Source organism: Streptomyces sp. DSM 116795 (genome assembly GCF_055792905.1).
In genome coordinates, this window is sequence record NZ_CM147707.1 from 659232 (window position 1) to 683090 (window position 23859).

26 protein-coding genes are annotated in these 23859 nt (G+C 71.2%); 12 read left to right on the top strand and 14 right to left on the bottom strand.

Features of this window, described 5'->3' with window-relative positions; genetic code table 11:
* Positions 1-35 precede the first annotated feature (35 nt).
* Together ACSMXX_RS02840 and ACSMXX_RS02845 are read right to left on the bottom strand one after the other, a co-directional pair.
* The gene (locus ACSMXX_RS02840; RefSeq protein ID WP_473184603.1) at positions 36-1109 is read right to left on the bottom strand and encodes an LLM class flavin-dependent oxidoreductase; all 1074 of its coding nucleotides are present in this window, start codon (positions 1107-1109) and stop codon (positions 36-38) included.
* Between the two features lie 287 nt (positions 1110-1396).
* The gene (locus ACSMXX_RS02845) at positions 1397-1915 is read right to left on the bottom strand and encodes a lytic polysaccharide monooxygenase auxiliary activity family 9 protein (RefSeq protein ID WP_473182439.1); all 519 of its coding nucleotides are present in this window, start codon (positions 1913-1915) and stop codon (positions 1397-1399) included.
* Between the two features lie 395 nt (positions 1916-2310).
* On the opposite strand from ACSMXX_RS02845, the gene trxA reads away from it, so the two are divergent.
* Positions 2311-2718 (top strand): thioredoxin, encoded by a 408-nt coding sequence (gene trxA, locus ACSMXX_RS02850; RefSeq protein ID WP_473182440.1) that lies wholly within the window; start codon positions 2311-2313, stop codon positions 2716-2718.
* Here trxA and ACSMXX_RS02855 read toward each other — a convergent pair.
* A complete protein-coding gene (locus ACSMXX_RS02855) occupies positions 2706-3269 on the bottom strand; it encodes a DoxX family protein (protein WP_473184604.1) in 564 nt (187 codons plus the stop codon). The two genes, trxA and ACSMXX_RS02855, sit on opposite strands and share 13 nt — an antisense overlap.
* Before the next feature lie 34 nt (positions 3270-3303).
* On the bottom strand, positions 3304-4383 hold the full coding sequence (locus tag ACSMXX_RS02860; protein ID WP_473182441.1) for an ATP-dependent DNA ligase: 1080 nt from the start codon (positions 4381-4383) through the stop codon (positions 3304-3306).
* Between the two features lie 321 nt (positions 4384-4704).
* Here ACSMXX_RS02860 and ACSMXX_RS02865 point away from each other — a divergent pair, with 321 nt between their 5' ends.
* The 3 genes from ACSMXX_RS02865 (at position 4705) to ACSMXX_RS02875 (ending at position 8235) form a co-directional block, all read left to right on the top strand.
* Positions 4705-5223, top strand: a complete 519-nt coding sequence (locus tag ACSMXX_RS02865) for a GNAT family N-acetyltransferase (protein ID WP_473182442.1) — start codon at positions 4705-4707, stop codon at positions 5221-5223.
* 163 nt (positions 5224-5386) lie between these two features.
* Positions 5387-6400, top strand: a complete 1014-nt coding sequence (gene ligD / locus ACSMXX_RS02870) for a non-homologous end-joining DNA ligase (protein WP_473182443.1) — start codon at positions 5387-5389, stop codon at positions 6398-6400.
* 140 nt (positions 6401-6540) lie between these two features.
* The gene (locus ACSMXX_RS02875) at positions 6541-8235 is read left to right on the top strand and encodes a serine/threonine-protein kinase (protein WP_473182444.1); all 1695 of its coding nucleotides are present in this window, start codon (positions 6541-6543) and stop codon (positions 8233-8235) included.
* A 43-nt stretch (positions 8236-8278) separates the two neighbouring features.
* On the opposite strand, the gene ACSMXX_RS02880 is transcribed toward ACSMXX_RS02875, so the two are convergent.
* Positions 8279-8920 carry a TetR family transcriptional regulator gene (locus ACSMXX_RS02880; RefSeq protein WP_473182445.1) on the bottom strand — a complete coding sequence of 214 codons (642 nt, stop codon included), beginning with the start codon at positions 8918-8920 and terminating at the stop codon, positions 8279-8281.
* A gap of 109 nt (positions 8921-9029) precedes the next feature.
* Between ACSMXX_RS02880 and ACSMXX_RS02885 the strand changes: the two genes are divergently transcribed.
* Both ACSMXX_RS02885 and ACSMXX_RS02890 read left to right on the top strand, forming a co-directional pair.
* Positions 9030-9188: a hypothetical protein gene (locus ACSMXX_RS02885; RefSeq protein ID WP_473182446.1), complete on the top strand. Its 159-nt coding sequence runs from the start codon at positions 9030-9032 to the stop codon at positions 9186-9188.
* 11 nt (positions 9189-9199) lie between these two features.
* The gene (locus ACSMXX_RS02890) at positions 9200-9577 is read left to right on the top strand and encodes a hypothetical protein (protein ID WP_473184605.1); all 378 of its coding nucleotides are present in this window, start codon (positions 9200-9202) and stop codon (positions 9575-9577) included.
* On the opposite strand, the gene egtD is transcribed toward ACSMXX_RS02890, so the two are convergent.
* The 4 genes from egtD to egtA form a co-directional block, all read right to left on the bottom strand.
* The gene (gene egtD / locus ACSMXX_RS02895) at positions 9567-10577 is read right to left on the bottom strand and encodes an L-histidine N(alpha)-methyltransferase (protein WP_473182447.1); all 1011 of its coding nucleotides are present in this window, start codon (positions 10575-10577) and stop codon (positions 9567-9569) included. The genes ACSMXX_RS02890 and egtD overlap by 11 nt on opposite strands.
* Positions 10574-11506: an ergothioneine biosynthesis protein EgtC gene (gene egtC / locus ACSMXX_RS02900; RefSeq protein WP_473182448.1), complete on the bottom strand. Its 933-nt coding sequence runs from the start codon at positions 11504-11506 to the stop codon at positions 10574-10576. The genes egtD and egtC overlap by 4 nt, the downstream gene beginning before the upstream one ends.
* Entirely contained in the window at positions 11506-12864 is a 1359-nt protein-coding gene (gene egtB / locus ACSMXX_RS02905) for an ergothioneine biosynthesis protein EgtB (RefSeq protein ID WP_473182449.1), read from the bottom strand. The genes egtC and egtB overlap by 1 nt, the downstream gene beginning before the upstream one ends.
* Positions 12865-13003: 139 nt before the next feature.
* Positions 13004-14224, bottom strand: coding sequence for an ergothioneine biosynthesis glutamate--cysteine ligase EgtA (gene egtA, locus ACSMXX_RS02910; protein ID WP_473182450.1), 1221 nt, complete (start codon positions 14222-14224; stop codon positions 13004-13006).
* Positions 14225-14418: 194 nt separating this feature from the next.
* On the opposite strand from egtA, the gene ligD (ACSMXX_RS02915) reads away from it, so the two are divergent.
* Entirely contained in the window at positions 14419-15300 is an 882-nt protein-coding gene (gene ligD / locus ACSMXX_RS02915; protein WP_473182451.1) for a non-homologous end-joining DNA ligase, read from the top strand.
* 177 nt (positions 15301-15477) lie between these two features.
* Here the strand turns inward: ligD (ACSMXX_RS02915) and ACSMXX_RS02920 are convergent, their stop codons facing one another.
* The 3 genes from ACSMXX_RS02920 to ACSMXX_RS02930 all read right to left on the bottom strand — a co-directional run bounded on the left by ACSMXX_RS02920 (position 15478) and on the right by ACSMXX_RS02930 (position 18356).
* Entirely contained in the window at positions 15478-16911 is a 1434-nt protein-coding gene (locus ACSMXX_RS02920) for a dihydrolipoyl dehydrogenase family protein (RefSeq protein WP_473182452.1), read from the bottom strand.
* A 124-nt stretch (positions 16912-17035) separates the two neighbouring features.
* Entirely contained in the window at positions 17036-17935 is a 900-nt protein-coding gene (locus ACSMXX_RS02925; RefSeq protein ID WP_473182453.1) for a universal stress protein, read from the bottom strand.
* Between the two features lie 214 nt (positions 17936-18149).
* On the bottom strand, positions 18150-18356 hold the full coding sequence (locus tag ACSMXX_RS02930; protein ID WP_473182454.1) for a hypothetical protein: 207 nt from the start codon (positions 18354-18356) through the stop codon (positions 18150-18152).
* Positions 18357-18568: 212 nt separating this feature from the next.
* On the opposite strand from ACSMXX_RS02930, the gene ACSMXX_RS02935 reads away from it, so the two are divergent.
* Positions 18569-18811 carry a DUF397 domain-containing protein gene (locus tag ACSMXX_RS02935; protein WP_473182455.1) on the top strand — a complete coding sequence of 81 codons (243 nt, stop codon included), beginning with the start codon at positions 18569-18571 and terminating at the stop codon, positions 18809-18811.
* Between the two features lie 173 nt (positions 18812-18984).
* Entirely contained in the window at positions 18985-19902 is a 918-nt protein-coding gene (locus ACSMXX_RS02940; RefSeq protein ID WP_473182456.1) for a helix-turn-helix domain-containing protein, read from the top strand.
* 109 nt (positions 19903-20011) lie between these two features.
* On the opposite strand, the gene ACSMXX_RS02945 is transcribed toward ACSMXX_RS02940, so the two are convergent.
* Positions 20012-20827 carry an SAM-dependent methyltransferase gene (locus ACSMXX_RS02945; protein ID WP_473182457.1) on the bottom strand — a complete coding sequence of 272 codons (816 nt, stop codon included), beginning with the start codon at positions 20825-20827 and terminating at the stop codon, positions 20012-20014.
* A 174-nt stretch (positions 20828-21001) separates the two neighbouring features.
* Positions 21002-21397, bottom strand: coding sequence for an ATP-binding protein (locus tag ACSMXX_RS02950; RefSeq protein WP_473184606.1), 396 nt, complete (start codon positions 21395-21397; stop codon positions 21002-21004).
* Between the two features lie 276 nt (positions 21398-21673).
* On the opposite strand from ACSMXX_RS02950, the gene ACSMXX_RS02955 reads away from it, so the two are divergent.
* Genes ACSMXX_RS02955 through ACSMXX_RS02965 form a run of 3 tightly spaced genes read left to right on the top strand, consistent with a single transcriptional unit; the run spans position 21674 to position 23777 of the window.
* A complete protein-coding gene (locus tag ACSMXX_RS02955; RefSeq protein WP_473182458.1) occupies positions 21674-22531 on the top strand; it encodes a helix-turn-helix domain-containing protein in 858 nt (285 codons plus the stop codon).
* Positions 22532-22535: 4 nt separating this feature from the next.
* On the top strand, positions 22536-22793 hold the full coding sequence (locus ACSMXX_RS02960) for a DUF397 domain-containing protein (RefSeq protein WP_473182459.1): 258 nt from the start codon (positions 22536-22538) through the stop codon (positions 22791-22793).
* 42 nt (positions 22794-22835) lie between these two features.
* Positions 22836-23777: an SAM-dependent methyltransferase gene (locus ACSMXX_RS02965; protein WP_473182460.1), complete on the top strand. Its 942-nt coding sequence runs from the start codon at positions 22836-22838 to the stop codon at positions 23775-23777.
* The last annotated feature ends 82 nt before the right edge of the window (positions 23778-23859 follow it).

Genomic DNA, 23859 nt, shown 5'->3' on the forward strand with positions numbered 1-23859 from the left:
CCCGAAAAAAGGACTGGACCAGCCCGCGACCAGCCTCAGCCGCGCCGCGCGAGCAGCGACGCATGCGTGGGAGCGTCGGGCACTCCGGCGGGCCGGCGCGCGGCGAACTCCTTGCGCAGCACGGGCACTACCTCCTCGCCGAGCATGTCCAGCTGCTCCAGCACGGTCTTCAGCGGCAGACCCGCGTGGTCCATGAGGAACAACTGCCGCTGGTAGTCCCCGAAGGCCTCGCGGAAGGTGAGGGTTTTGTCGACGACCTCCTGCGGGCTGCCCACCGTCAGCGGCGTCTGCTCGGTGAACTCCTCCAGCGTGGGCCCGTGTCCGTAGACGGGCGCGTTGTCGAAGTACGGGCGGAACTCCCGTACCGCGTCCTGGGAGTTCCTGCGCATGAACACCTGGCCGCCGAGACCGACGATCGCCTGCTCAGGGGTGCCGTGCCCGTGGTGCGCGAAGCGTTGCCGGTACAGCCCGATGAGCTTCATGTAGTGCTCCTTGGGCCAGAAGATGTTGTTCGCGAAGAAGCCGTCGCCGTAGTACGCGGCCTGTTCGGCGATCTCCGGGCTGCGGATCGACCCGTGCCAGACGAACGGAGGCACGCCGTCCAGCGGGCGGGGAGTTGAGGTAAAGCCCTGCAGCGGCGTGCGGAAGCGGCCCTCCCAGTCGACGACCTCCTTGCGCCAGAGCTCGTGCAGCAGCGCGTAGTTCTCGATGGCGAGAGGGATGCCCTGCCGGATGTCCTGCCCGAACCAGGGATAGACGGGTGCGGTGTTGCCACGGCCCATCATCAAATCGACCCGGCCGTCGGCGAGATGCTGGAGCATCGCGTAGTCCTCGGCGATCTTCACCGGGTCGTTGGTGGTGATCAGCGTCGTCGAGGTGGACAGGACGAGACGCTCGGTACGGGCGGCGATGTGGCCGAGCATGGTCGTCGGCGACGACGGCACGAACGGCGGGTTGTGGTGCTCGCCGGTCGCGAAGACGTCGAGCCCAACCTCCTCGGCCTTGAGCGCGATGGCGACCATCGACTTGATCCGCTCGTGCTCGCTCGGCGTGCTCCCGTCGGTGGGATCGGTCGTGACGTCCCCGACGGTGAAGATCCCGAACTGCACCACTCTCACCCTCTCGTTCGCTCCGGCAGGCGACTCGGCCACATGTAGTTCATCCTTGAACTACAGAGTCCGGACAGTCTCCCACGGGGTCTCCTTCCATGGTCGCGCGGCATGACGGGACGAGCGGGGGCCGGAGGGAGCACCGGGAGGGCGCCGGGAGGGCGCCGGGAGGTACAAGGACGCGGACGGCACGGTGCCGCCGGAGGCACACCCCCGGCGGCACCGCGTGCGAGGCCGGCCGACCGCCGGCCGTCAGCCGTCAGCCGTCAGCCGTCAGCCGTCAGCCGTCAGCCGCCGATGTTCACATCGATGCAGGCGTAGAAGGCGTTGGCGGTGTCGGCGATGTTCCAGACCGCGAGCACCTTCTGCTTGCCGCTCACGCCTCCGAAGTCGACCTGGTGCGTGACCGTCTCGCCGGGCTGCGCCCCGCCGTCGTCGAACTCCGCGATCTTCGAGCCGCCGACGAAGTACTGCCACGTGCTCGTCGAATGACGCGCCGTCAGGCGCCACTTGAAGCTCGTCGAGCTGCCGACCGGGGTGACCGCCCAGCCCTTGCTGTCGTCGTCGAGCTCGGCGAACTGCTCGTTGCCGCCGCTGCAGCTCGTAAGGCCCTTGGGACCCTCGACGCTCTGCGGCTCCCACTTGATGGGTCCGCAGTCGACGGTGCCGGCCGCACACTGCGCCTGCCTGCTGGGCGGCGAGTCCACGTAGCCGTGCGCACTCGCCGGGGAAGCCGGCAGTGTGAGCACGAGGACTGGCGCCATCCCCGCACCGATTCCCGCCGCGAGCTTTCTCTTGAGGTTCATTCCTGCTCCTTCACGGTCCGGGCCGCCGGCAAGCGGCGAGGAGGGGAGGGCACACGGTGCCGCTCACCCTTACGGACGGCCTCGTTGAACGCGGAGGCGATGTGAAGGCACGCCCCACCAGCGGCGAGTACCAGCCGCGGTAGGAGGTTCTGACGGCTTCGAGCTGGGGGACCCGGTATTCACGCTCGCCATTAGTCTAGACCATAGCGATTGTCTGCCCTCGGTCAAGAGGCGTGCACCGATTGGCGACAGCGCTTGCAGAACATCGGCCCCGGACGAGGCGTTTACGCCGCGTGCGACGGTGGGAACGCGATCCGGGACTCCCGGCAAGCATCACCCGTCGGGCCGACTGAGGGCCGCCACGGTCCGACACCGTCTCAACAGCAGGAGAGCACATGAGCACCACGGAGCTCACCAAGGACAACTTCGACGACGTCGTCGCGGACGACGGCTTCGTACTGATCGACTTCTGGGCGGACTGGTGCGGTCCGTGCCGGCAGTTCGCTCCGGTCTACGAGGCGGCCGCCGAGCGCCACGCAGATCTGACCTTCGCGAAGGTGGACACCGAGGCCGAGCAGGAGCTGGCCGCCGCGTTCGAGGTCCAGTCGATCCCCACGCTGGCCATCGTGCGGGACCGCATCGTCGTCTTCTCGCAGCCGGGAGCGCTGCCGGAGGCCGCCCTCGAGGACCTGATCGGCCAGGCCCGCGGCCTGGACATGGAAGAGGTACGCCAGTCCGCGGCCACCCCGGAGGACGCCCCCGGCGACGACGGCCGGTCCGGCGCCCCGGGTCAGCCCGGCTGAGCGCGCTGCTCGTCCCTCAGGACCCGTTGCCGCCGGGAGACGACGAGCGTGGCCCCGGCAGCCGCGGCGGCGAACATCACCCCGAGCATCCAGGGCTGGTTGAGCCGGTGCCCCAGTACGTGGTCCAGGGAGAGGCGCCCCGGCCCCGAGAGGGCGAGTGCCGTTCCGGCGAGGCCCAGATAGGCCGGAAACTCAAGCCCTCCCTGGTCGTTGAAGAATCCCGCCGGGACATGGATCGACGCGGCCCCCGCCATCGCCGCGGCCACGGCGGCGCCGGCTCCCGGCGTCGCCAGGCCGAGGGCGAGCAGCGTCCCGCCGCCGGCCTCACCGAGGCCGGAGGCGAGGGCGTTGCGGCGCCCGGGCCGGAAGCCGAGCTGCGCCATGAAACCACCGGTCCCCTCCAGGCCGTGACCGCCGAACCAGCCGAAGAGCTTCTGCGTGCCGTGCGCGAAGAGCACGCCGCCGGTGCCGAGGCGGAGCGCGAGGAGTCCGAGGTCGTGCCGGGTGCTGTGGATGCGGTGAGCGCGCCGGTGGCGGCTGCCGCGGCACATCGGGTGGCCCATGGCGTCGTCCCTTCTCACGTACTCAGGTTGGGGTTTCGGGCGCGTCGGTCAGCATGCGGGACAGGTCGTAACTGACGGGCTCTTCGAGCTGGGCGTAGGTGCATCCGCGCGGGTCGCGGTCAGTGCGCCAGCGCCGGAACTGCGTGGTGTGCCGGAAGCGGTCCCCCTCCATGTGGTCGTAGGCCACCTCGCAGACGCGCTCCGGGCGCAGCGGCACCCACGAGAGGTCCTTCGTGCCCGTCCAGCGGCTCGGAGCGCCAGGCATCCGGCTCTCCATATGGGCTTCCTCGCTCTGCCAGCGCGCCCACGGATGGTCCGCGGGGTCGGACATGCGCAGCGGTTCCAGCTCTGTCATCAGCTCCCGGCGCCGGTTCATGGTGAAGGAGGCGCACACGCCCACGTGCTGGAGCGTGCCGGACCCGTCGTACAGGCCGAGCAGCAGGGAGCCGACTCCCTCGCCGCTCTTGTGGGGGCGCAGCCCGGCGAGCACGCAGTCCGCGGTGCGCTCGTGCTTGACCTTCACCATGAGGCGCTGGTCCGGCCGGTACGGCAAGTCGGGCGCCTTGGCCACGAGCCCGTCCAGGCCGGCTCCTTCGAACTGGTCGAACCACTGCCGGGCCATTTCGATGTCGGACGTCGCGGGCGCCAGGAAGACCGGGTCGCGCGCCGGCCTCATGGCGCGCTGAAGGATCTCCCGGCGCTCCCGCAGGGGCGTCTCCATGAGCGAGTCGTCGCCGAGCGCGAGCATGTCGAAGGCCACGAAGGACACCGGGGTCTCCGCCGCGAGCTTCCGCACACGTGAGTCGGCGGGATGGATGCGCTGGGACAGGGCGTCGAAGTCGAGCCTGCCGTTCCGCGTGAGGACGATCTCTCCGTCCACGACGCAGCGCTCGGGCAGGTTCTCCTGCAGCGCCGTGACCAGCTCGGGGAAGTAGCGCTTGAGCGACTTGCCCGTGCGGCTGCCGATCTCGGTCTCTTCGCCGTCGCGGAAGACGATGGCGCGAAAGCCGTCCCACTTCGCCTCGTACTGCATGCCCGCCGGGATCTTCGAGGCGAGCTTGGCGAGCATCGGTTTCACGGGCGGCATCACCGGCAGGTCCATGGCGAGCACTCTATTCGCGCGTGCGTGCGCCCGCCTGTTCTCGTGCACCGGCTTCTGCGGACCGTACGGACGGGTGCGACGGGCAGCACGCGGGGCCGGTGAAGACTCCCTACAGTGGAGTCCGTTCGTGTCCGGCCGGAACCGAGGAGCTGGGAGGTGAGGTCGATGACCGCTCCGGCGGCCGCATCCGTACGCAGCGCCCGGGTCCTCCTCACGTCCCGGGACGTGGCCTGACCTCGGCCTGCACACCCTCGGCGGGAGCGTGAGCCCCCGAGGCGACATCCGCACACGGACATCACTCGGAACGGATCTTCATCCACCATGAGCATTCGCCATACCTGGACCACGCGCGCCGAGACCGGCGCCGACATCCACGCCGTCCGCGAGATCTGCCTCGCGGCCTTCCCCAGCGCGGAGGAGGCCGACCTCGTGGACGCACTGCGCGCCGACGAGAACGCATGGATCGACGGTCTGTCCGTCCTCACGGCCGACGAGAACGGCAGCCCGGTCGGCCACGCGCTGCTGACCCGGTGCCACATCGACGACGTGCCGGCGCTGTGTCTGGCGCCCGTCGCCGTCCTGCCCGAGCGGCAGCGGGGCGGGGCCGGCTCCGCGGCCGTGCACGCCGTCCTGCGGGCGGCGAGGCACATGGGTGAGCGGTACGTGGTCGTCCTGGGGCACCAGGCCTACTACCCCAGGTTCGGCTTCACCCGTGCCTCCGGTCACGGCATCGGCCTCACCATCGAGGTCCCGGACGAGGCGCTGATGGCCCTGGCCCTCGACGGCGGACACCGGCTGCCGGGCGGGACGGTGTGCTACGCCGCGCCGTTCGGCATCTGACGCTCACCACCGGCGGTGCGGGGGCACCGTGCCCCCGCACCCCTCTCTTGGTGCTCTCGTCTCTTGGCGCTCTCGGCGTGACGTCCGATGACTGCGGCGGCAGCCGCAAAGCTTTACCGTCCGCCGGGAGGCGGCGCCGCGTCCGCCCGCATAACGTGGCGGCATGGGTGAGGCGGTGGAACTGACGGTCGGCGGACAGAAGGTGCGGCTGTCCAGCCCGGACAAGGTCTACTTCCCGGAGCGCGGGCTCACCAAGCTGGACGTCGCCCGGTACTACGTGACCGTCGGCGACGGGATCGCACGCGCCCTGCACGAGCGGCCGACGACGCTGGAGCGCTATCCGGAGGGCATCGGCGGCGAGTCGTTCTTCCAGAAGCGGGCGCCCAAGAACCTCCCCGGCTGGATCCCCACCGCGCGGATCAGCTTCCCCAGCGGACGGCATGCCGACGAGATCTGCCCCACCTCGGCCGCGGCGGTGCTGTGGGCCGCGAACCTCGGCTGTCTGACCTTCCATCCGTGGCCGGTGCGCCGCGCCGACACCGACCACCCCGACGAGCTGCGCATCGACCTCGACCCGCAGCCGGGCACGGACTTCGACGACGCCGTACGGGCGGCGCAGCAACTCCGGCCGCTCCTGGAGGAGTTGGGGCTGCAGGGCTGGCCGAAGACCTCGGGCGGGCGGGGGCTGCACGTCTTCGTGCCCATCGAGCCCGAGTGGAACTTCGCGCAGGTACGCCGCTGCGCCATCGCCGTCGGGCGGGAGCTGGAGCGCCGCGACCCGTCCCGCGTCACCACCGCGTGGTGGAAGGAGGAGCGCGGCAGCCGCATCTTCGTCGACTACAACCAGACGGCGAGGGACCGCACCATCGCCAGCGCCTACTCCGTACGTCCCAACCAGCGTGCGACCGTCTCCGCGCCGTTGCGCTGGGAGGAGCTGGGCAGTGCGCATCCCGACGACTTCGACGTGGTGACGATGCCGCTGCGCTATGCCGAAGTGGGCGATGTGCACGCCGAGATGGACGCGCACCGCTGCCGGCTGGACGCCGCGCTGGAACTGGCGAACAGGGACGAGCGCGAGCACGGTCTCGGCGATCTGCCCTACCCGCCGGAGCATCCGAAGGTGAAGGGCGAGCCCAAGCGCGTGCAGCCGAGCAGGGCGAAGCGCACCGGCGCCTGACACCGTCCGCGTCTCCGTCCGCGCCTCCGTCCGGACCGGCCCCGCCGGCACCGGCTGGGTACTCCGCCGTCGCAATCACGGTGCGGGCAGCTAGGGTTCACCTCTGAAACGGGTGTGCACAGGGGGACCAGGAGTTCGAGGTGACCGACGAGGACGGGCTGCTGGCGGGGAGGTACCGGCTCTCGCGTCAGCTCGGCCGCGGGGGCATGGGGACCGTGTGGCTGGCGCAGGACGCGCTGCTGGACCGGCGTGTCGCCGTCAAGAAGCTGCATGTGCCGCCGCATCTGGAGGACGACGAGCGGGCGCGGCTCCACGAGCGCACGCGCCGTGAGGCGCGCAGCGCGGCCCGGATAAGCCACCCCGGCGTCATCGTCGTGCACGACGTCGTCGAGGAGGAGGGGCGGCCGTGCATCGTCATGGAGTACGTGCCTTCGCGTTCCCTCGGCGATGTCCTGCGCGAGGACGGCCCGTTGACGCCTCAGGACGCGGCCCGTACGGGAGTGGCGATGGCGTCGGCGCTGCGTGCCGCTCATGCGGCGGGGGTGCTGCACCGTGACGTGAAGCCGGCCAACGTACTGCTGTCGGAGGACCAGGAGCGCATCGTCCTCACCGACTTCGGCATCGCCGCCGCTTCCGGCACGGCCACGCTGACCCGCACCGGCGAGTTCGTCGGGTCCATCAACTACGCGGCCCCGGAACGGATGCAGGGCGGTGAGTCGGGCCCGGCCGCGGACGCGTGGGCACTCGGCGCGACGCTCTACGAGGCGGTCGAAGGCGTTGCGCCCTTCCGCAGGAGCACCTGGGTGGAGACGGCTTATGCGACCGCGAGCGAACCGCCCCGCCCGATGGAACGGGCCGGTGTCCTGGGCGAGTTGATCGAAGGACTGCTGGAGAAGGACACCCAGGAGCGGCTGACGCTTCCGCAGGCGGAGGAGTGGCTGGCCGGCACCGTGGGCACGGTGGCGATGCCGTCGGGTGCGCCGTGGGGCGAGCGGGAGCCGGCGGAGGGCAGGCTGCAGGAGCACGAGCAGGCACATGCACAGGTGCCGGCTCAGACTCCGGCACCGGCGCCTGTCCAGACTCAGGCACCGGCGCCTGTCCGGACTCAGGCACGGGCGCAGGCTTCGTCACCGGAGCCTGCGCCGGCAGCCACGGCCACGCCCCCGCCGGCCGCCGCACCGGCGCCTCCCGTCTCCGCACGGCGGCGCGGGCGGCGAGCGGTGATCTGGGCCGTATCCGCCGTGGTGGCCGCTGCCGCCGTCCTGGGCGGCGGGTGGTGGCTGACGCGGGAGGACCAGGGCGGAGGGGAGGATCCGGGCGAGGGCGGCACCTCCACACCCGAGTCCCCCAGCCCGTCCGCGTCCGGCCCCGGCCCGCGTCCCCCTGTCGCGGACGGCTACAAGCGCGTCAAGGACGAACTCGGCTTCTCGGTCGACGTACCGGAGACCTGGACGCGGCAGGAGACGGCGGGCGGACAGCAGGTCGACTATCTCTCTCCCTCGCGGCGTACGGGCCTGAAGTTCAGCGTGCTGGACTTCGCGGGCGACAGCCCTCTCAAACACTGGCGCCGGCTGGAGCCCGAGGTGCGCCAGAAGTCGCCGGGCTACCGCAACCTCCGTATGAACGCGACGACTTACCAGGGGCAGGACGCCGCGATCTGGGAGTACACCTGGCAGGGCCGGGCGCGCCCGTACCACGCCGTCGACCTCGGCTTCGGCAAGGAGGGCGAGCAGCATTACGCGATCTATCTGTCCGCACCCGACGCCGACTGGGCCGCATGCAAGAAGTACTTCGACGTGGCGGTGAAGACCTTCCGCGTCAACTCCGGTAGTTGAGCGCCGGGTTGACGGCGGCCCCGGGCCCACGGCTGACGGCGGCTCAGCGGTCGAGCCAGTGCCGGCGGCCCGTGCTGATGAGCAGCAGCCGCCGGCGTGCCGTGCGGGCGACGCTCTCCTCGTCGGGCCCTTCGCCGAGAGCCGCGTCCAGGAACGCCGACGCCGTCATCACCATGTGGTCGACGAAGAGTTCGCCGAGCATCCGCATGTCCTGAGCACTCCAGCCCTCGGACACCTCGTCGGCGGCCAGCGCCCCCGCCACCTCGTCGGCGAAGCGGTCCAGTTCGCCTCCTATCGCGGCGCGTACGGCCGGGACGCCGCCGTGTCGTTCGCGTACGACGAAGCGGATGTGCGTGGGGTGTTCGCGCACGTAGCGGGCGATGGCGGAGACGGTGCGCTCGATGCGCGCCTCCTCGTCCGCGGGACCGGCGAGGATCTCGCGTACGACCCCGTGGAGGCTGCCGAGCGACTCCTCGACGAGGGCGACGCCCAGATCGCCCATGTCTCTGAAGTGCCGGTAGAAGGCCGCGGGTGCCACCCCCACGACCCGGGTCACCTCGCGCAGTCCGAGACTGCTGAGGCTCTGGTGCTCCAGCAGCCGCAGGCCCGCGTCGAGGAGCGCGCGCCGGGTCCTGGCCTTCTGGGCCTCGCGGGCGGTCGGTGCGGGCGAGGGGGTGTGGCTCATGTCATTGAGTAAACAGGTGTTCGCGGCTCGGTGCCAAGGTAAGCTGTTCTCAGTGAACAGTTGTACTCCCAACTGTTCACTGAGAATCTCCGAAACGAAAGGGCCTCACATGCTCTTCATCGTTGCCGCCTTCCTCCTGCTGGGACTTCTGGTGGGAACCGCGGCGCACATACCGGTCCCCGCGACCCTCGCCGCAGCCGCGGCCATCGGTGCCTGGCTGCTGGTCTTCGCCGTCCGTGAGCGCAAGCACCACCGTCAAGGGAGCTGACCGTGAACGCCATCAACACCCTTGTCCGCCCCCGGACTTCGGGCTCGCAGGCATCCGCCGCAGCCGGGGAGACGGACGAGCAGCCGCACACCGCGTCCACCGACTCCGCCGCGCCCAAGGCGCCCGCCGGGTCCACCGGGCCCACTGCGCGCATGCGTGACGCGGACGGCATGGCCGTCGCCTCGTTCGTGATGGGCCTGACCGGGCTCCTGGTCTTCAACGTCCTCCTCGGGCCTTGCGCCCTCGTGCTCGCGGGTCTCGCCCTGATGCGCGGCACGAAGCGCCGCGGCCGGGCCTTCCTCGGGCTGGCACTCGGCGCCGCCGACCTGATCGTCCTCGCATCGGTCGCCGCCGCGGACCAGTCGTTCTCGTGGAGCCTCACAGGCTGAGCGGCCGAGCGCCGGGCCGGTCCGCCGCCGGCTCGGCGAGAAGGAGGGCAAAGCGCTGCTCCTCGTCCGTCCACCAGTGGCTCAACTCGAAGCCGCCGCGGGCGAGTTCGGCGGTGAGCGAGGCACGCCGGAACTTCACCGCGATCTCCGTGAGGATCTCCTCGCCCGCCTCGAACTCGGCGGTCATCTCCAGGGCGGGCAGCTCGACGGTCTGCGCACGGCGTGACCGCAGCCGCATCTCGACGCGCTCCTCCCCCTCGTTCCACACCGAGACGTGCTGGAAGGCGTCCGGGTCGAAGTCCGCGCCGAGTTCGCGGTTCAGCACCCGCAGGACGTTCTTGTTGAACTCGGCGGTCACACCTTGGGCGTCGTCGTAGGCCCGGACGAGGACCCCCGGATCCTTCACCAGGTCGGCGCCGAGCAACAGCGCGTCCCCCGGGCCCAGTTCACTGCGCAGCGCGGCGTAGAAGGCCGCCCGCGCGTCGCCGTCGAGATTGCCGAGGGTGCCCCCGAGGAAGGCCACCAGACGCGGCCCCGGGGCGCCGTCCGGCATCCCGAGATCGGTCTCCAGATCCGTGACACAGCCCGTCACGTTCAGGCCCGGGTACTCGCGGCACAGCTGCTCGCCCGCCTCACGCAGGGCGTCGGTGCTCACGTCGAGCGCAGCGTACGACTCCAGAGTGCCGTGCCGCAGCAGGCTGTCGAGGAGCAGCCGCGTCTTGCGGGACGAGCCGGAGCCCAGCTCGACGAGGGTACGGGCGCCGGTGGCGGCGGCGATCTCGTCACGCCGCTCCCGGAGGATCGCGTGCTCGGCCCGTGTCGGGTAGTACTCGGGCAACTGCGTGATCTCTTCGAAGAGTTCACTTCCGCGGCCGTCGTAGAACCACTTCGGCGGCAGGGTCTTGGGGCGGCCGGTCAGGCCCTTGAGCACGTCGGTGTGGAGCGCGTCGGTGAAGTATCCGCCGGGCAGACGGCGGGTGAGGTCGAAGTGGCCCGTCATCGGGTTCTCCTTGCCTGGATGCCGTGAACGCCGTGGGCGTCATCGGTGCCATGGGCGCCGTGGGGGGTGCCATCGGTGCCGCGAGTGTCGTGGGGGGCGTGGTCGTCGTCCTGTGCGCCTCCGGAGGTCTGCGCCGCGGGCCGGCCGGCCGCGTTGGCCAGCGGGACCGTGCGTACGGACGAGACGGTCGCCACGAGCAGCGAATCGTCGGGGACTTCCTGCCATCCGGCCTCCGAGTCGTCCAGGGATGCGACGTCGGGCTCGGAGGCCACGCGCACACTGCCCCGGCCGGTGCGGTACCAGAGGGTGTCCCCGCAGCGGGTCGCCCAGATCGTGCGGCCGTCCGTGAGAAGGAAGTTGAGCCGGGCACCGGGGCGTATCTCCGCGACACGGGCCGTGAGCCACGCCAGGGCGTCCTCGGGCGGCTCGCCCGTACGGATCCGGCGCGCGAGCAGGGCCCACAGCAGCGCGGAGTCGCAGCGGGCCTCCAGGCCGAGCAGTTCCGCCGGCTCCATCGGCGCTCCGAGGTCCTCCACGAGCCGTTCCCAGTCGCGTACGGCCCCGTTGTGGCTGAAGAGCAGGCGGCCGTCGGCGTACGGTGCCGCGGCCGTCTCGTCCTGCGCCGTGCCCTCGGTGGCGTCACGCACGGCGGCGAGCACGGCCGTGCTGTGAACGGCGCGCGCGAGATCGGGGAGGTTCACATCCGCCCAGACGGGAACCGCACGGCGATAGCGTGCCGGGGGCTGTTCGTGGCCGTCCCGTTCGGCGTGCGGCCCGGGGTACCAACCCAGCCCGAAACCATCGGCGTTGACGGTCCCGTACCGCTGCATGCGTGGTGCCCAGGACTGCTCGTACAGCCCGCCCGCGGGACGGACGACGATGTCCGCCAGGGACGACGGCGGTCCCAGATAGGCGAGATGGCGGCACATCAGTCCGCTCCGGGGTTGCTGCGCGCGGTGCGGAAGCCCGCGAAGATCTGCCGGCGCACCGGCAGGTCCCAGTTGCGGAACGTGCCGCGGCAGGCGACCTCGTCGGTGCCGAACGACCCGCCGCGCAGCACCTTGTGCTCGCTGCCGAAGAAGACTTCGGAGTACTCGCGGTAGGGGAAGGCCCTGAATCCGGGATAGCCCGTGAAGTCCGAGGACGTCCACTCCCACACGTCGCCGATGAGCTGCCGCGCACCGCACGGTGCGGCCCCGGCCGCGTAGGCGCCCGCGGGCGCGGGACGCAGATGCCGCTGGCCCAGGTTGGCGCGGCCATCGTCGGGTCCGTCGTCGCCCCACGGGTAGCGGCGGGACCGGCCGGTCTCCGGGTCGTGGCGTGCCGCCTTCTCCCACTCGGCCTCCGTCGGCAGACGGCGGCCGGCCCAGCGGGCGTACGCGTCCGCCTCGTACCAGCACACGTGCATCACCGGCTCGCCGGGCGGGACCCGCTCGGTGTACCCGAAGCGCCGCCGCAGCCACGTCTCCCCGTCCCGTCGCCAGAACAGGGGCGCGCTCAGCTCCGCCTTCTGCACGTACGCCCAGCCCTCGGGGTGCCACCAGCGCGGGTCCCGGTAGCCGCCGTCCTCGATGAAGCGCTGGTACGCGCCGTTCGTCACCGGCACGGCATCCAGGTCGAAGGCGGCCAAGTCGACGGTGTGGGCGGGACGTTCGTTGTCCAGTGCCCAGGGCTCGGTGGAGGTTCCCATGGTGAACGGCCCCGCCGGGACGTGCACTTCGCCGTGCCTCTCGTCCCTGGCCCGTGAGGTGGGCGCCGGCGGGTCGGGAGCGTCGAGCACCGCGGGGCCGCGGCGCAACTGGTGTGTGGCGAGCATCGTCTCGTCGTGCTGCTGCTCGTGCTGGGCGACCATGCCGAAGACGAAGTCGCCCTCGAAGAGCGCGCCGTCGACGCCCTCGGGCGGGGGCGACGCGAGCACGTCCAGCGCGCGGGCACGCACCTCGGCGATGTACGCGCGGGCCTCGCCGGGCGAGAGCATCGGCAGGGCGGGCCGGTCGGCGCGCGGGGTGCGGAACGCGTCGTAGACGGCGTCCAGGTCGGGACGCACCCCGCTCGTGCCGCCCGCCTCGCGCAGCAGCCAGAGGTCCTCCTGGTTTCCCACGTGCGCCAGGTCCCAGGCGAGCGGTGACATCAACTTGGAGTGCTGTGCGGTCAGTTCGGCCTCGTCCAGGCAGTCCGTGAGGGCCTCGGTGCGCCGCCGCGCGCGCTCCAGCGCGGCGAGGGCCTGCTCACGGCCGCCGCGTACGGCATGGGTGGCGGTGGCATGCGCGGCTGCGGGGTCGGACATCCTCGGGTCTCTCCTCTCCTGTGTGCACGTCCTCGCGTGCACGTGCTTGCGAGCTCGTCGTGACGTGAACGTCGTTACGTGCACGGTCCTTTGTGCACGTACGGGCGCGAAGGTGCGCGCGGCTGATCAGCCGCGGGGCTCAGCCGCGCATCGCGTCCAACTGGTCGTGGGCGGGGCAGCGTCCGCGCTCTGAGTAGCGCTCGGCGAACCCGGCGACGGAGTCGTGGACCGCGCTGCCGTGCCCGTTGCGCGACAGCGCGGACTCGGCGGCGGCGACACAACGGCGCACCGCCGGACCCAGCAGCGGATCGGCCGGCCCGTCCCGCGCGGCGCGCTGCCACACCGTCGAGTCGCCTTCCAGCGGCTCGGTGGCGTCCCAGGCGGACTCCGCGGCCTCCGGGTCGTCCAGCAGGGTCGCGGCGACCGCGGTCGCCGCGATCCAGCCGTCACCGCACTGCGCGTCGATCATCCGCAACTCCAGCCAGCCACGCGGACGCACCGGTGGGAAGAGCGTGCCGAGGTGGTAGTCGAGGTCGTCGCGGGTGGGCGGGCGTTCGCGGTGCGCGCCCCGCAGCCATGCGCGGAAGGAGAGCCGGGGCGGTGCCGTCCACTCGGCGGGCGGATCGCGGCGCAGGCAGAGCAGTTCGGCATCGAGCGCGTAGCGGGCCCAGCTCTCACGCGGGTCGCTGTGCGACCGAGGGGGGCTGGTGCGTCCGGGGTCCGCGCGTGCCCACACGCTCTGCCGGGTGGAGACCCAGCCCGTCGGACGGGAGCGCCACAGCGGCGAGTTGGCGAAAGCGGCCACCAGTACGGGGCCGAGCCGGTGGGCGAGCCGCCAGCGGTGGCGGTAGCCGGTGGGGCCCTCGGAGTCGTCACCGGCGTCCAGGCTGACCTGGACCGCGGCGGTGGCTCTCATCATCATCCGGCCCCACGGGCCGGAACGGTCGAAGTGCGCCTCCATGGCGCGGTATCGCGGGTCTTCAAGCACCCGCGGCGGACTGAGATACGGGTCGAGACCCCGTCCGTAGAGCAGTGCGCCGGAGCGGCGCACGCGGTTGCGCAGTACGGTCAGATCGGCGGTCGTGGTGGCGATGCACTCTGCGAGTGTCTCGCCCGGCGGGGAGGAGACCTCCAGCTGTCCGCCGGGTTCCCGTGTGAGTCTGCTGCCGCCGGGCAGACCACGGGCCCACAGCGGAGCCAGCGCCTTCTCGAGGCGTCCTGGAGGGACTGCGCGGGACGGCGCTGAGCGGTCCCGGATGAGCCATTCCAGCTCCACCCCGACCCTGCGCGGCGGGCCCGTCTTGAAACAGATCCCGCCGACGTATGCGGCTGCTTCGTCCTCGTTCAGCACGGCATCCATCGGATCCGGCGCCTCCTGTCGGATACGGAGCGGTGCGTGTGCGTAAGTCCTGAGGAGTCCGAGACTGCTTCGGGGACGCGCGCGGCGCAAGACGGCAGCGTCGGCCAGGGTGAAACCGGGGCCGCGCCGAAGACCGCCACGAGAGTGCGCGGACGGGCGGTTTACGCAGCTCGGAGCTGTCAACTCGGCGCGGTGTGAGGGACATCGGGATCAGCAGACCGGAGAAGGTTCTCTTCCCCGACGATGGGATCACCAAGAGCGAACTCGCCGGGTACTACCGGCGGGTGGCGTCCCGTGCCGTGCCGCGGCTGCGGGGGCGTGCGCTGATGATGGAACGCCATCCGGACGGCATCGGCGGTGAGCCGCTGATGCAGAAGAACGTCCCCGGCTACTTCCCCGACTGGGTGCGTACCGCCGAACTGCCCAAACAGGGCGGCACGGTGCGGCACGCCGTGTGCGACAACGCCGACACGCTGGTGTATCTCGCCGGGCAGGCGTGCGTCACCCCGCACCGCTGGCTGTCGAAGACGGACCGGCCCGACGACCCGGACCTGCTCGTCTTCGACCTGGACCCCAGCGGCAGCGCGGACTTCGACGACGTGCGGTGGGCGGCGTCATGCGTGGGCGGGCTGCTGGAGACGGTGGAGCTGCCGACCCAGCTGATGACGACCGGCTCGCGCGGGATCCACGTCATCGCCGCCCTGGACCGCAAGTCGGACTTCGACACGGTGCGTGCCTTCGCACGCCGGGTCTCCCAGGTGCTCGTGGGGCGCCACCCCGGCCGGCTCACCGACGAGCCCCGCAAGGCGGACCGTGGCGACCGCATCTATCTCGACATCCAGCGCAACGCCTACGCGCAGACGGCCGTCGCGCCCTACGCGGTACGGGCCAGGCCGGGCGCCCCGGTGGCCACGCCGATCGCCTGGTCGGAACTGGACGATCCGGAGCTGCGGCCCGACCGCTGGACGGTGCGGAACATCGCCGGGCGGCTGCGCGAGGCCGACCCGTGGGCGGGTTCGAGCGCCCGGGGCCGGTCCGTACGGGCCGCGGACCGGCGCCTGTCCGACAGGGTCTGACGGACAGGCGGACCGGACCGGCGGGCCGGACCGGCGGGCCGGCGGGCCGGACCGGCGGGCCGGCGGGCCGGACCGGCGGGCCGGCGGGCTTGCCGGCTGGCGACCCGGCCGACCGGCAGTCCGGAGCCGGCGGCCTGAGGCGCCCCGCGCGGGCGCCGCCCTCACGCGGGCACCGTCTCACCCCCGGTAGCCCTCCAGCAGCCGCAGCCACACCTCACTGACCGTCGGATACGAGGGGACGGCGTGCCACAGGCGCTCCAGCGGCACCTCACCGGCGACGGCGATGCTCGCGGAGTGCAGCAGTTCGGCGACGCCCGGCCCCACGAAGGTGACGCCCACGGCCACCTCGCGGTCGAGGTCGACGACCATGCGGGCACGACCCCGGTAGCCGTCGGCGTACAGCGCGGCGCCGGCGACCTCGCCCATTTCCTGGTCGACCACCCGTACCCGCAGTCCGCGGTCCTCCGCATCCGCCGCGGTCAGCCCGACCGAGGCGGCCTCGGGATCGGTGAATACGACCTGCGGCACGGCGTCGTGGTCGGCGGTGGCCGCGTGCGCGCCCCAGCGGTCGGTCTCCAGCAGCGGCACGCCCGCGGCTCGCGCACCGATGGCGCTGCCCGCGATGCGCGCCTGGTACTTGCCCTGGTGGGTGAGGAGGGCGCGTCCGTTGGCGTCGCCCACCGCGTACAGCCAGCCCCCGTGCACGCGCTCCACGCGGAGGCTGTCGTCGACCGTCAGCCAGCTCCCCGGCTCGCAGCCCACCGTCTCCAGGCCCAGGTCGTCCGTGCGCGGCTTCCGGCCGGTGGCGAAGAGCACCTCGTCGGCCTCCAGCCGGCCGCCGTCGCTGAGCGAGAGCGTGACGGGCCGGTCCGGCGAGGGCCGCTCCAGGCTCTCGACGGAGATGCCCGTACGCACCTGCGCACCGGCCTCCGCGAGCCCCTCGGCGACGAGTTCGCCCGCGAACGGCTCCATGCGGGGCAGCAGCCGCTCTCCGCGTACCAGCATGGTCACCTCGGAACCCAGCGCACGCCATGCGGCTGCCATCTCCGCTCCGACCACTCCCCCGCCGACCACCGCGAGCCGCCGCGGCACCTCCTTGGAAGACGTCGCCTCCCGGCTGGTCCACGGACGTGCCTGACCGATGCCGGGCAGGTCCGGCACCGCGGCGCGGCTGCCCGTGCAGACGGCGACGGCGTGGCGGGCGGTGAGCGTCCGCTCCGAGCCGTCCGGGGTCTCGACCGTCACGCGGCGCTCGCCGTCGAGACGGCCGTGCCCTCGTACGAGGTCCACCGCGACCGAGTCCAGCCAGTCGGCCTGGCTCCCGTCCTGCCAGTCCGAGGTGAAGGAGGTGCGCCGCGCCAGGACCGCTTCGGCGTCGAGTCCGCCGTCGACGGCCTGCGCGGCGCCGGCGACACGGCGGGCGTCGGCGAGTGCCGCGAGGGGGCGCAGCAGCGCCTTGCTGGGCATGCACGCCCAGTACGAGCATTCGCCGCCGACCAGTTCGCTCTCGACGACGACCGCACTGAGCCCCGTGGCGTGTGCGCGCTCCGCGACGTTCTCCCCGACGGGGCCGGCTCCGACCACGATGACGTCGTACTCGTCGGCTGTCATGTCGGCCTCCACGTGCTGGGTGCTGGGGTGTGCTGCGGGTGCGCGCAGACGCCCGGCGTAAACGGCGCAGAAGGCCGGTGGAGTACGCACACCGTGTTGCGATGCGCCTCAGCTCACCCGACTGTCAGCTCACCTGGGTGGGCAGCAGCACGACCGGGCAGTGCGCGTGGTGCAGCACCGCGTGCGCGACGGGACCGAGCTGCAGGCCGAGACGGCGGGGCGCGCGGCGGTGCACCGCGATCGCGAGGATGTCGGCGGCCCGGCTCGCCTCGATGAGTGTGGCGGCGGGACTGCCGCTCTTCTCCTCGGAGCTGACCTCGACGCCGGGGTGGTCCTTGCTGATGGGACCGACCGTCTCGCGAAGCAGATCCGACGCCGCGGAGCGGGCCTTCCGGGCCTCGTTGGGCGGCAGTTGGAGAACGCCGGGCATGCGTGGCTGGCTCCAGGCGTGGAGCACGCGCAGGGACGAGCCGCGGCGGGCCGCCTCCTCGAAGCCGAAGCGCAGCGCCGGTACGTCCGCGTCGGTGTGCATGCCCACCAGGACGGATTCGCGCTCGGGGCCGCCCCGGTCCCTGCTGTCGCCCACGACCAGCAGCGGGCCCTCGCAGTGGGTGGCGACACGGAGGCTGACGGAGCCGACGAGCAGCCCGGCGAATCCGCCGTGCCCGCGGGTGCCGACCACGGTCAGCGCGGCGCTGCGGGAGGCCTTGACGAGGACGTCGGCCGCGAGGGCCTCGGTGTGGACCTGCGCCACCACGTGCAGTCCTGGCACGTGCTCGTGGGCGCGCTGCCCCGCCTCGTCCAGGACCTCTGCCGCGGCGGTACGCATGCGTTCGGTGTCGGCCTCCGTCACGGGGACACGCGAGCGGCGGGGCCATCCGGCCGAATACACCATTTCGAGGGTGGCACCGCGCCGGCCGGCCTCCTCGGCGGCCATGTCGAGGGCGCGCAGGGAAGGTTCTGATCCGTCCACGCCGACGACCACGCGGCCTTCGGCGGCAGGGGCTGCGGAGCGGTCATTCATCTGGGGGCTCTCCTCGCGTCGGCTCGTCCGTGTGTCCCAGTGTGCGGGATTCGGGCGAAGGCCGGGAGAAGGCGGCGCGCAGCAACTGAAGCGGTGAGCGAAGTGGTGCCGGGCGCGCCAGGGTGACGCCGAGTGGACTGACGCGTGGTGGGGAGAGCGGAGCAGGAGCCTCTGCTCCGGGCCCGGGCAGGGGCTGCCTCCCGAGCCGGCGCGGTCAGCGGTCCGAGGACCTGCCGGAGCCGTCGCGCTGTGCGGTGCGGGCGACCTCCTGCAGCCAGGCGGGACGGTCGGCGATCTCCAGCAGCAGCAGGAGGCGCGTCAACGGGTCGTCCCAGTCGCAGTGTTCGAGTTCCGCGATGGCGGCCTGGTGTGCGTCCACCGGCCCGGCCGTGGCGGGACGTTCGAATCCGAATGAGGTCACCAGGACTCCAGGGTGAGGGACAGATGAGCCGAACTGCGGTGCCACCAGGGCATGTTCACCGCTCAAGTACCGCTGCGCCCGCCATTCTCCATGCACATACTCACTGCTGCAAGTACATCTGCAATTACAGATGCAAGAACGCTCCGCTGTGAGACAGTACTGAGCCAACACCCCCAGTACGCCTGTCAGATGGAAGTGACGGAGACGCATTGATGCAGATCGAGAACGGCACAGAGGCGACCCGGATAGAGAACGCCGTGTGGCGGAAGAGCTCGCGCAGCAACCCGAACGGCAACTGTGTGGAACTGGCCGGCCTGCCCGGCGGTCATGTCGCTGTGCGCAACTCGCGCCATCCCTCGGGCCCAGCACTGATCTACACCCCGGCGGAGATGGCGGCGTTCGTACAGGGCGCCAAGGACGGCGACTTCGACGACCTGCTGACCGCGGAAGGCTGAACCGGCACTGAGGCAAGCGCACAGCGGGGGGTTTCACGACCCCGGCCGTGTACGGGGCCGCCATGGCACCGGCACATGGCCGGGGTATGTGCAACCAGCATGACTGTACGGGCCGTTCGCCTAGTGGGACACTGAGCGCTCGACTCGTAACTCACGGGAGCAGGGAAGACCTGATGTCAGCACAGCAGGAAGGCGATTCGTCGGTCAGGCGAATCCTCGACCACCCGCGCGGTGGGCCGACGATTCTGCGCATCGTGCTCGGGACCGCGCTGCGGAGGCTCCGCGAGGAGTGCGGCATCACCCGTGAGGCCGCCGGCGACGCGATCCGCGGATCGCACGCCAAGATCAGCCGTCTCGAACTGGGCCGCGTGGGCTGCAAGGAGCGGGACGTCGCCGACCTGCTCGGGCTCTACGGCGTCACGGACGCGGAAGAGCGCGAGGAATATCTGGTGCTGGCCCGCCACGCCAACACGCCTGGCTGGTGGCAGAAGTACAGCGATGTCATGTCGCCGTGGTTCGACAGGCTGATCGGCCTGGAGGAAGCGGCTTCCGTGATCCGCATGTACGAAGTGCAGTTCGTCCCGGGCCTGTTGCAGACGCCGGACTATGCCCGCGCGGTGATGAGACTGGGCCATCCGCGGGCGTCGACGGAAGAGATCGAGCGCCGTGTCGAGCTCCGCCAGGACCGGCAGGCCATCCTCACCCGGCCGCACAGCCCGAAGCTGTGGGTCGTCGTCGACGAGGCGGCGCTGCAGCGTCCGCTCGGTGGGGGCGCCGTGATGCACGAGCAGATCAAGCGGCTGCTGTGGGCGACGGAACAGCCCAACATCACAGTGCAGATCGCCCCGTTCGCGATCGGCGGCCTCGCGGCGGCCGGCGGACCGGTGACGATACTCCGCTTCCTGGAGCCGGACCTGCCCGACATCGTCTATCTCGAACAGCTCACCTCCTCGCTGTACTTGGAGAAACGCGAAGAGGTGGAGAACTACATGGTGGTGATGGACCGCCTGTGCGCCACCGCCGAACCGCCTTCCATGACAGTCGAGTTCCTGGAGCGCCTGCTCAGCCGGTTCGAGGGCCAGGCCGGCTAGGGGTCAGGCAAACCTCAGGAGCCAGGGCCGGCGCCGTCCCGTCCGGCACTGCCGGGGGGCGGCGTGGTGGCGCGGAACAGAGCCCCGGTCCGCCACGCCGCTCCTGTCGTCAGGGCTTGCGGGCCACGCCGCCGAACTCGTACCACTCGTCGGTCAGTTGCTTCGGTCCGAGGTCGGAGTCCGGCCGCCAGTCGTTGATCTCCCCGAGGCCCGGCTCCAGGACCTCCAGACCGTCGAAGTAACGCTCGACCTCGTGTGCCTGACGCACCCTGCCCCACCGGTCGCCGGTGGCCTTCGCCATGAAGTCCGTGACGAAGTCCCGCGTGGCCTTGTCCTCACTCACCAGCTGATTGATCACCAGGAAGCTGCCGGAGGGCAGGCGTTCGATGATCCCGCGCAGCACGCCCGCCGGGTCGGAGGAGTCGGGGATGCAGTGCATCACGGAGACGAAGAGCGCACCGACGGGCTGCGAGAGATCTATCAGCCGGCGCACGTCGGGGGCCGCGAAGATCTCCTCGGTGTCCCGCAGATCCGCCTGTATGACCGCCGTGTTGGTGTTCTCCTCCAGCAGCGCCCGTCCGTGCGCAAGCACGATGGGGTCGTTGTCGACGTAGACGACCCTTGCCTGCTGGTCGACCCGCTGGGCGACCTGGTGCACGTTGTCCTGGGTGGGCAGCCCTGAACCGTGGTCGAGGAACTGCCGCACGCCGTAGTCCTCGGCGAGGACGCGGACGGCGCGCTGCAGGAAGCGGCGGTTGTTGACGGCCAGCGGCCGGGTGCTCGGCACGACCTTGTCGAGTTCCTCGACGGCCCGGCGGTCGACCTCGTAGTTGTCCTTCCCGCCCAGGTAGTAGTCGTACATCCGCGCAACACTGGGGGTGTTGACGTCCACTCCCCCAGCCACCGCGACTTCGTCCTCGCCCATGCGTGCCTCACCGTCTCGCTGTGAACGCGTCCCGTTGCGTACACGATCCGTTACGGCGAAGCATGGCACGGTGATGTGGCGCAGAGCACCTCAACTGCCCAGTAGGGAAAGGAAATTCGCAAGAAATGCGACTGGTGCGGCGCCAGGGACGCCAGTGACGAGCGTGACCCGCGGTCACAACCCGGGGAGAGTCAGCTCCGCCCATACGACGCGCCCGGAGTCCGAGTCCTCCGAGCGCACACCCCATGTCTCCGCGAGGGCGCTCACGAGCTGGAGCCCTCGGCCGTTCACGTCCTCCGCCGCGGCCTGGCGGGGCGTGACCTGACCGCACTCGTCGCCCTCGTCCCACACCTCTATACGCAGCCGCTGCCCGCTGACCTGGAGTCTGCAGCGGACGCGGCAGCTCTCGGTGTGGACGACGGCGTTGGTGAAGAACTCCGAGACGACCAGCTGCGCCGCGCGGCCCAGCTCCTCCGGAAGGCCCCAGTTGCGCACCTGTCCGCGCACCTTCTCCCGGGCATCGGCCACGGCCGTCGCATGAGCCGGCAGCTCGAATCCCTCATGGCGCACAGCAGCCCCGACCGGTCCGGACGGGGTGAACGGTATGGCGGGGCGGGACAGAGCCACGGTGGGAGATGCCTTCCGACTACCCGCTGGACGAAGGGACAGGGCGCGGAAGCAGCACGATGCGGGTCATGAGCTGTATCACGTACATCACTATGCTCCGCGCCCGTCTCAGTTGGCAAGAGGCGGTCTGCGAATTGCAGAATCGCAGGAACAGTGTGGCCGGTGCACTGATCACGTGGCACACTTCTAGCGCAGCAAGTCCGGTGGAAGGGAGGCGTCTTGGCTGACGGCCGCGCCGCACCCACCGTGGGCCAGATGGTCCTCGGCCTGCGACTGAGGGACTTGCGGGAAGCCGCCGGATACTCGTTCGCCGAAGCGGCCGGCGCACTGAGCGTCAACACCACAACAGTCCGGCGCATGGAAAAGGCAGAAGTCGGACTGAAGCCTCCGTATGTGGAGAAGCTGCTCAAAACGTACGCCATCCCGGAGAACGAGATCACAGCGTTCCTGGAGCTGGTGGACGAAGCCAACCGGCCCGGCTGGTGGCACGGATTCCGCGACGTACTGCCGTCCTGGTTCAGCCTCTACGTCAGCCTGGAGGGCGAGGCGAGCCTCATCCGTGCCTATGAGCCGCACTGCGTGCACGGGCTGCTCCAGACCGAGGAGTACGCGCGTGCGCTGCTGCGCACCGGATTCCCCAACGCGAGCGACGAGGAGCTCGGCCGCCGCGTCGCCCTGCGCATGGAGCGTCAGGAGCTGCTGCGCCGGAAGGACGCTCCGCGGCTGTGGGTGCTGCTGGAGGAGCAGGTCGTACGGCGGCACGTCGGTGCGCCGCACGTGATGCGCGCCCAGCTGGACCGTCTCGTCGAGGCCGCGGCCCTGCCGCATGTGACCGTGCAGATCATCCCCTACGCCTCCGGCCCGCATCCCGCCATGTTCGGGCCGTTCCAGCTCTTCCGGTTCGAGATCCCGGAGCTGCCCGACATCGTCTACGCCGAGAGCCTCAGCGGCGCCGTCTACCACGACGAACGCCGCGACACCGCCGTCTTCCTGGAGGCACTGGACCGCATTGGTGCGCAGGCCGCACCCGCACAACGCACCGAGGCTCTCCTCGGTGAGATCCGCAAGGAGTTCTGACTGCATGGGCCTCGACACGACACAGCACATCTACAACGGCATGCCCTCCCGCGAACTCGGCGCCGAGGGCTGGCACAAGCCGTGGAGCGGCCCGAACGGCGGCAACTGCCTGGAGGTCATGCAACTCACGGACGGCCGTGTCGCACTGCGGCAGTCCAACGACCCGGACGGGCCCGCCCTGATATACGACCCCGCTGAGATCGACATCTTCATACGCGGCGCCAAACGCGGAGAAGCCGACTTCCTGCTCACCCACGGATGAACACGACCGCCCAGGACGGAAACGGAGACACCGTTGACTGGAGTGACCGGAACGACGCGTTGGACAGGACGTACGGGGCAGGCGTGGCCGGCAGGCACGGCCCGCGGCGGCGGCAGCGGGAGCCGCGGGGGCAGAGCCCGTGCGGCGGAAACGGCACCGGCGGAGGCGGCGTCCGCGACGGAGGCGGCCGAGGCAGGCAGGGCGCACCCGGCCCGCATGTACGACTACTACCTGGGCGGCCGTGATCACTCCGAAGCCGACGTGCGAGCGGCGGAGGCGGTGGCGACGGCCCAGCCCGCCGTGCGGACGGCGGCACGCGCCAACCGGGACTTCATGGTCAGGGCGACCCGCTGGCTGGCGGCGGAGCGCGGCGTCCGGCAGTTCCTGGACATAGGGTCCGGCATTCCGACCGAGCCCTGTCTCCACCAGGTCGCCCAGGAGGTCTCGCCCGAGGCGAAGGTCGTCTACAGCGACAACGACCCGCTCGTCCTGCGGCACGCCGACGCGATGCTGGGCGGCGACGCCGAGGGGCACACCGCGTATGTGCACGCGGACGTGACCGATCCGGAGAGCATCCTGGACGCGCCCGGGCTGAGCGACACGATCGACCTCGGCCGCCCCGTGGCCCTCTCCCTGGGCGCCGTCATGCACTTCGTGGGGGACGAGCAGCATCCGTACGACATCGTCCGTACGCTGCTCGGCGCGCTTCCCGCGCGCAGTCATCTCGTCCTCACGCACACCACGGCCGACTTCCTGGACGCCGCGCAGGCGGAGCGGGCCGGGGAGGTGCTGGAGACGTACGAGAAGGGCGGCTCCCCGCTGCGGCCCCGTACGCGCCGGGAGGTGGCCCGCTTCTTCGAGGGCCTGGAGATGGCCGACCCCGGTCTCGTGCTCCCCCACCGCTGGCACCCGGACCCCGACACCCCCGCGCGTCTGACCGGTGCGGACGTCCCCAGCTACGCGGGAGTGGCCCGCAAGCCCTGAGCCCGGGGCAGGTGCCGTTGACAGGGGACGGCGGACGGACGCAGGATAAGCGGGCGCTTAGGTACGCGCCCGTACGCCGCCG

Excerpts from the sequence above, each read along its gene's own strand:
- egtC (WP_473182448.1), bottom strand. The coding sequence starts at position 11,506 with ATGTGCCGCCATCTCGCCTATCTGGGACCGCCGTCGTCCCTGGCGGAC.
- ACSMXX_RS02945 (WP_473182457.1), bottom strand. The coding sequence starts at position 20,827 with ATGGGCGAGGACGAAGTCGCGGTGGCTGGGGGAGTGGACGTCAACACC.
- ACSMXX_RS02885 (WP_473182446.1), top strand. The coding sequence starts at position 9,030 with ATGCTCTTCATCGTTGCCGCCTTCCTCCTGCTGGGACTTCTGGTGGGA.
- ACSMXX_RS02880 (WP_473182445.1), bottom strand. The coding sequence starts at position 8,920 with ATGAGCCACACCCCCTCGCCCGCACCGACCGCCCGCGAGGCCCAGAAG.
- egtD (WP_473182447.1), bottom strand. The coding sequence starts at position 10,577 with ATGACGGGCCACTTCGACCTCACCCGCCGTCTGCCCGGCGGATACTTC.
- ACSMXX_RS02925 (WP_473182453.1), bottom strand. The coding sequence starts at position 17,935 with ATGAATGACCGCTCCGCAGCCCCTGCCGCCGAAGGCCGCGTGGTCGTC.
- ligD (WP_473182443.1), top strand. The coding sequence starts at position 5,387 with ATGGGTGAGGCGGTGGAACTGACGGTCGGCGGACAGAAGGTGCGGCTG.
- ACSMXX_RS02920 (WP_473182452.1), bottom strand. The coding sequence starts at position 16,911 with ATGACAGCCGACGAGTACGACGTCATCGTGGTCGGAGCCGGCCCCGTC.
- ACSMXX_RS02860 (WP_473182441.1), bottom strand. The coding sequence starts at position 4,383 with ATGGACCTGCCGGTGATGCCGCCCGTGAAACCGATGCTCGCCAAGCTC.
- egtA (WP_473182450.1), bottom strand. The coding sequence starts at position 14,224 with ATGGATGCCGTGCTGAACGAGGACGAAGCAGCCGCATACGTCGGCGGG.
- ACSMXX_RS02960 (WP_473182459.1), top strand. The coding sequence starts at position 22,536 with ATGGGCCTCGACACGACACAGCACATCTACAACGGCATGCCCTCCCGC.
- egtB (WP_473182449.1), bottom strand. The coding sequence starts at position 12,864 with ATGTCCGACCCCGCAGCCGCGCATGCCACCGCCACCCATGCCGTACGC.
- trxA (WP_473182440.1), top strand. The coding sequence starts at position 2,311 with ATGAGCACCACGGAGCTCACCAAGGACAACTTCGACGACGTCGTCGCG.
- ACSMXX_RS02855 (WP_473184604.1), bottom strand. The coding sequence starts at position 3,269 with ATGTGCCGCGGCAGCCGCCACCGGCGCGCTCACCGCATCCACAGCACC.
- ACSMXX_RS02935 (WP_473182455.1), top strand. The coding sequence starts at position 18,569 with ATGCAGATCGAGAACGGCACAGAGGCGACCCGGATAGAGAACGCCGTG.
- ACSMXX_RS02940 (WP_473182456.1), top strand. The coding sequence starts at position 18,985 with ATGTCAGCACAGCAGGAAGGCGATTCGTCGGTCAGGCGAATCCTCGAC.
- ACSMXX_RS02845 (WP_473182439.1), bottom strand. The coding sequence starts at position 1,915 with ATGAACCTCAAGAGAAAGCTCGCGGCGGGAATCGGTGCGGGGATGGCG.
- ACSMXX_RS02865 (WP_473182442.1), top strand. The coding sequence starts at position 4,705 with ATGAGCATTCGCCATACCTGGACCACGCGCGCCGAGACCGGCGCCGAC.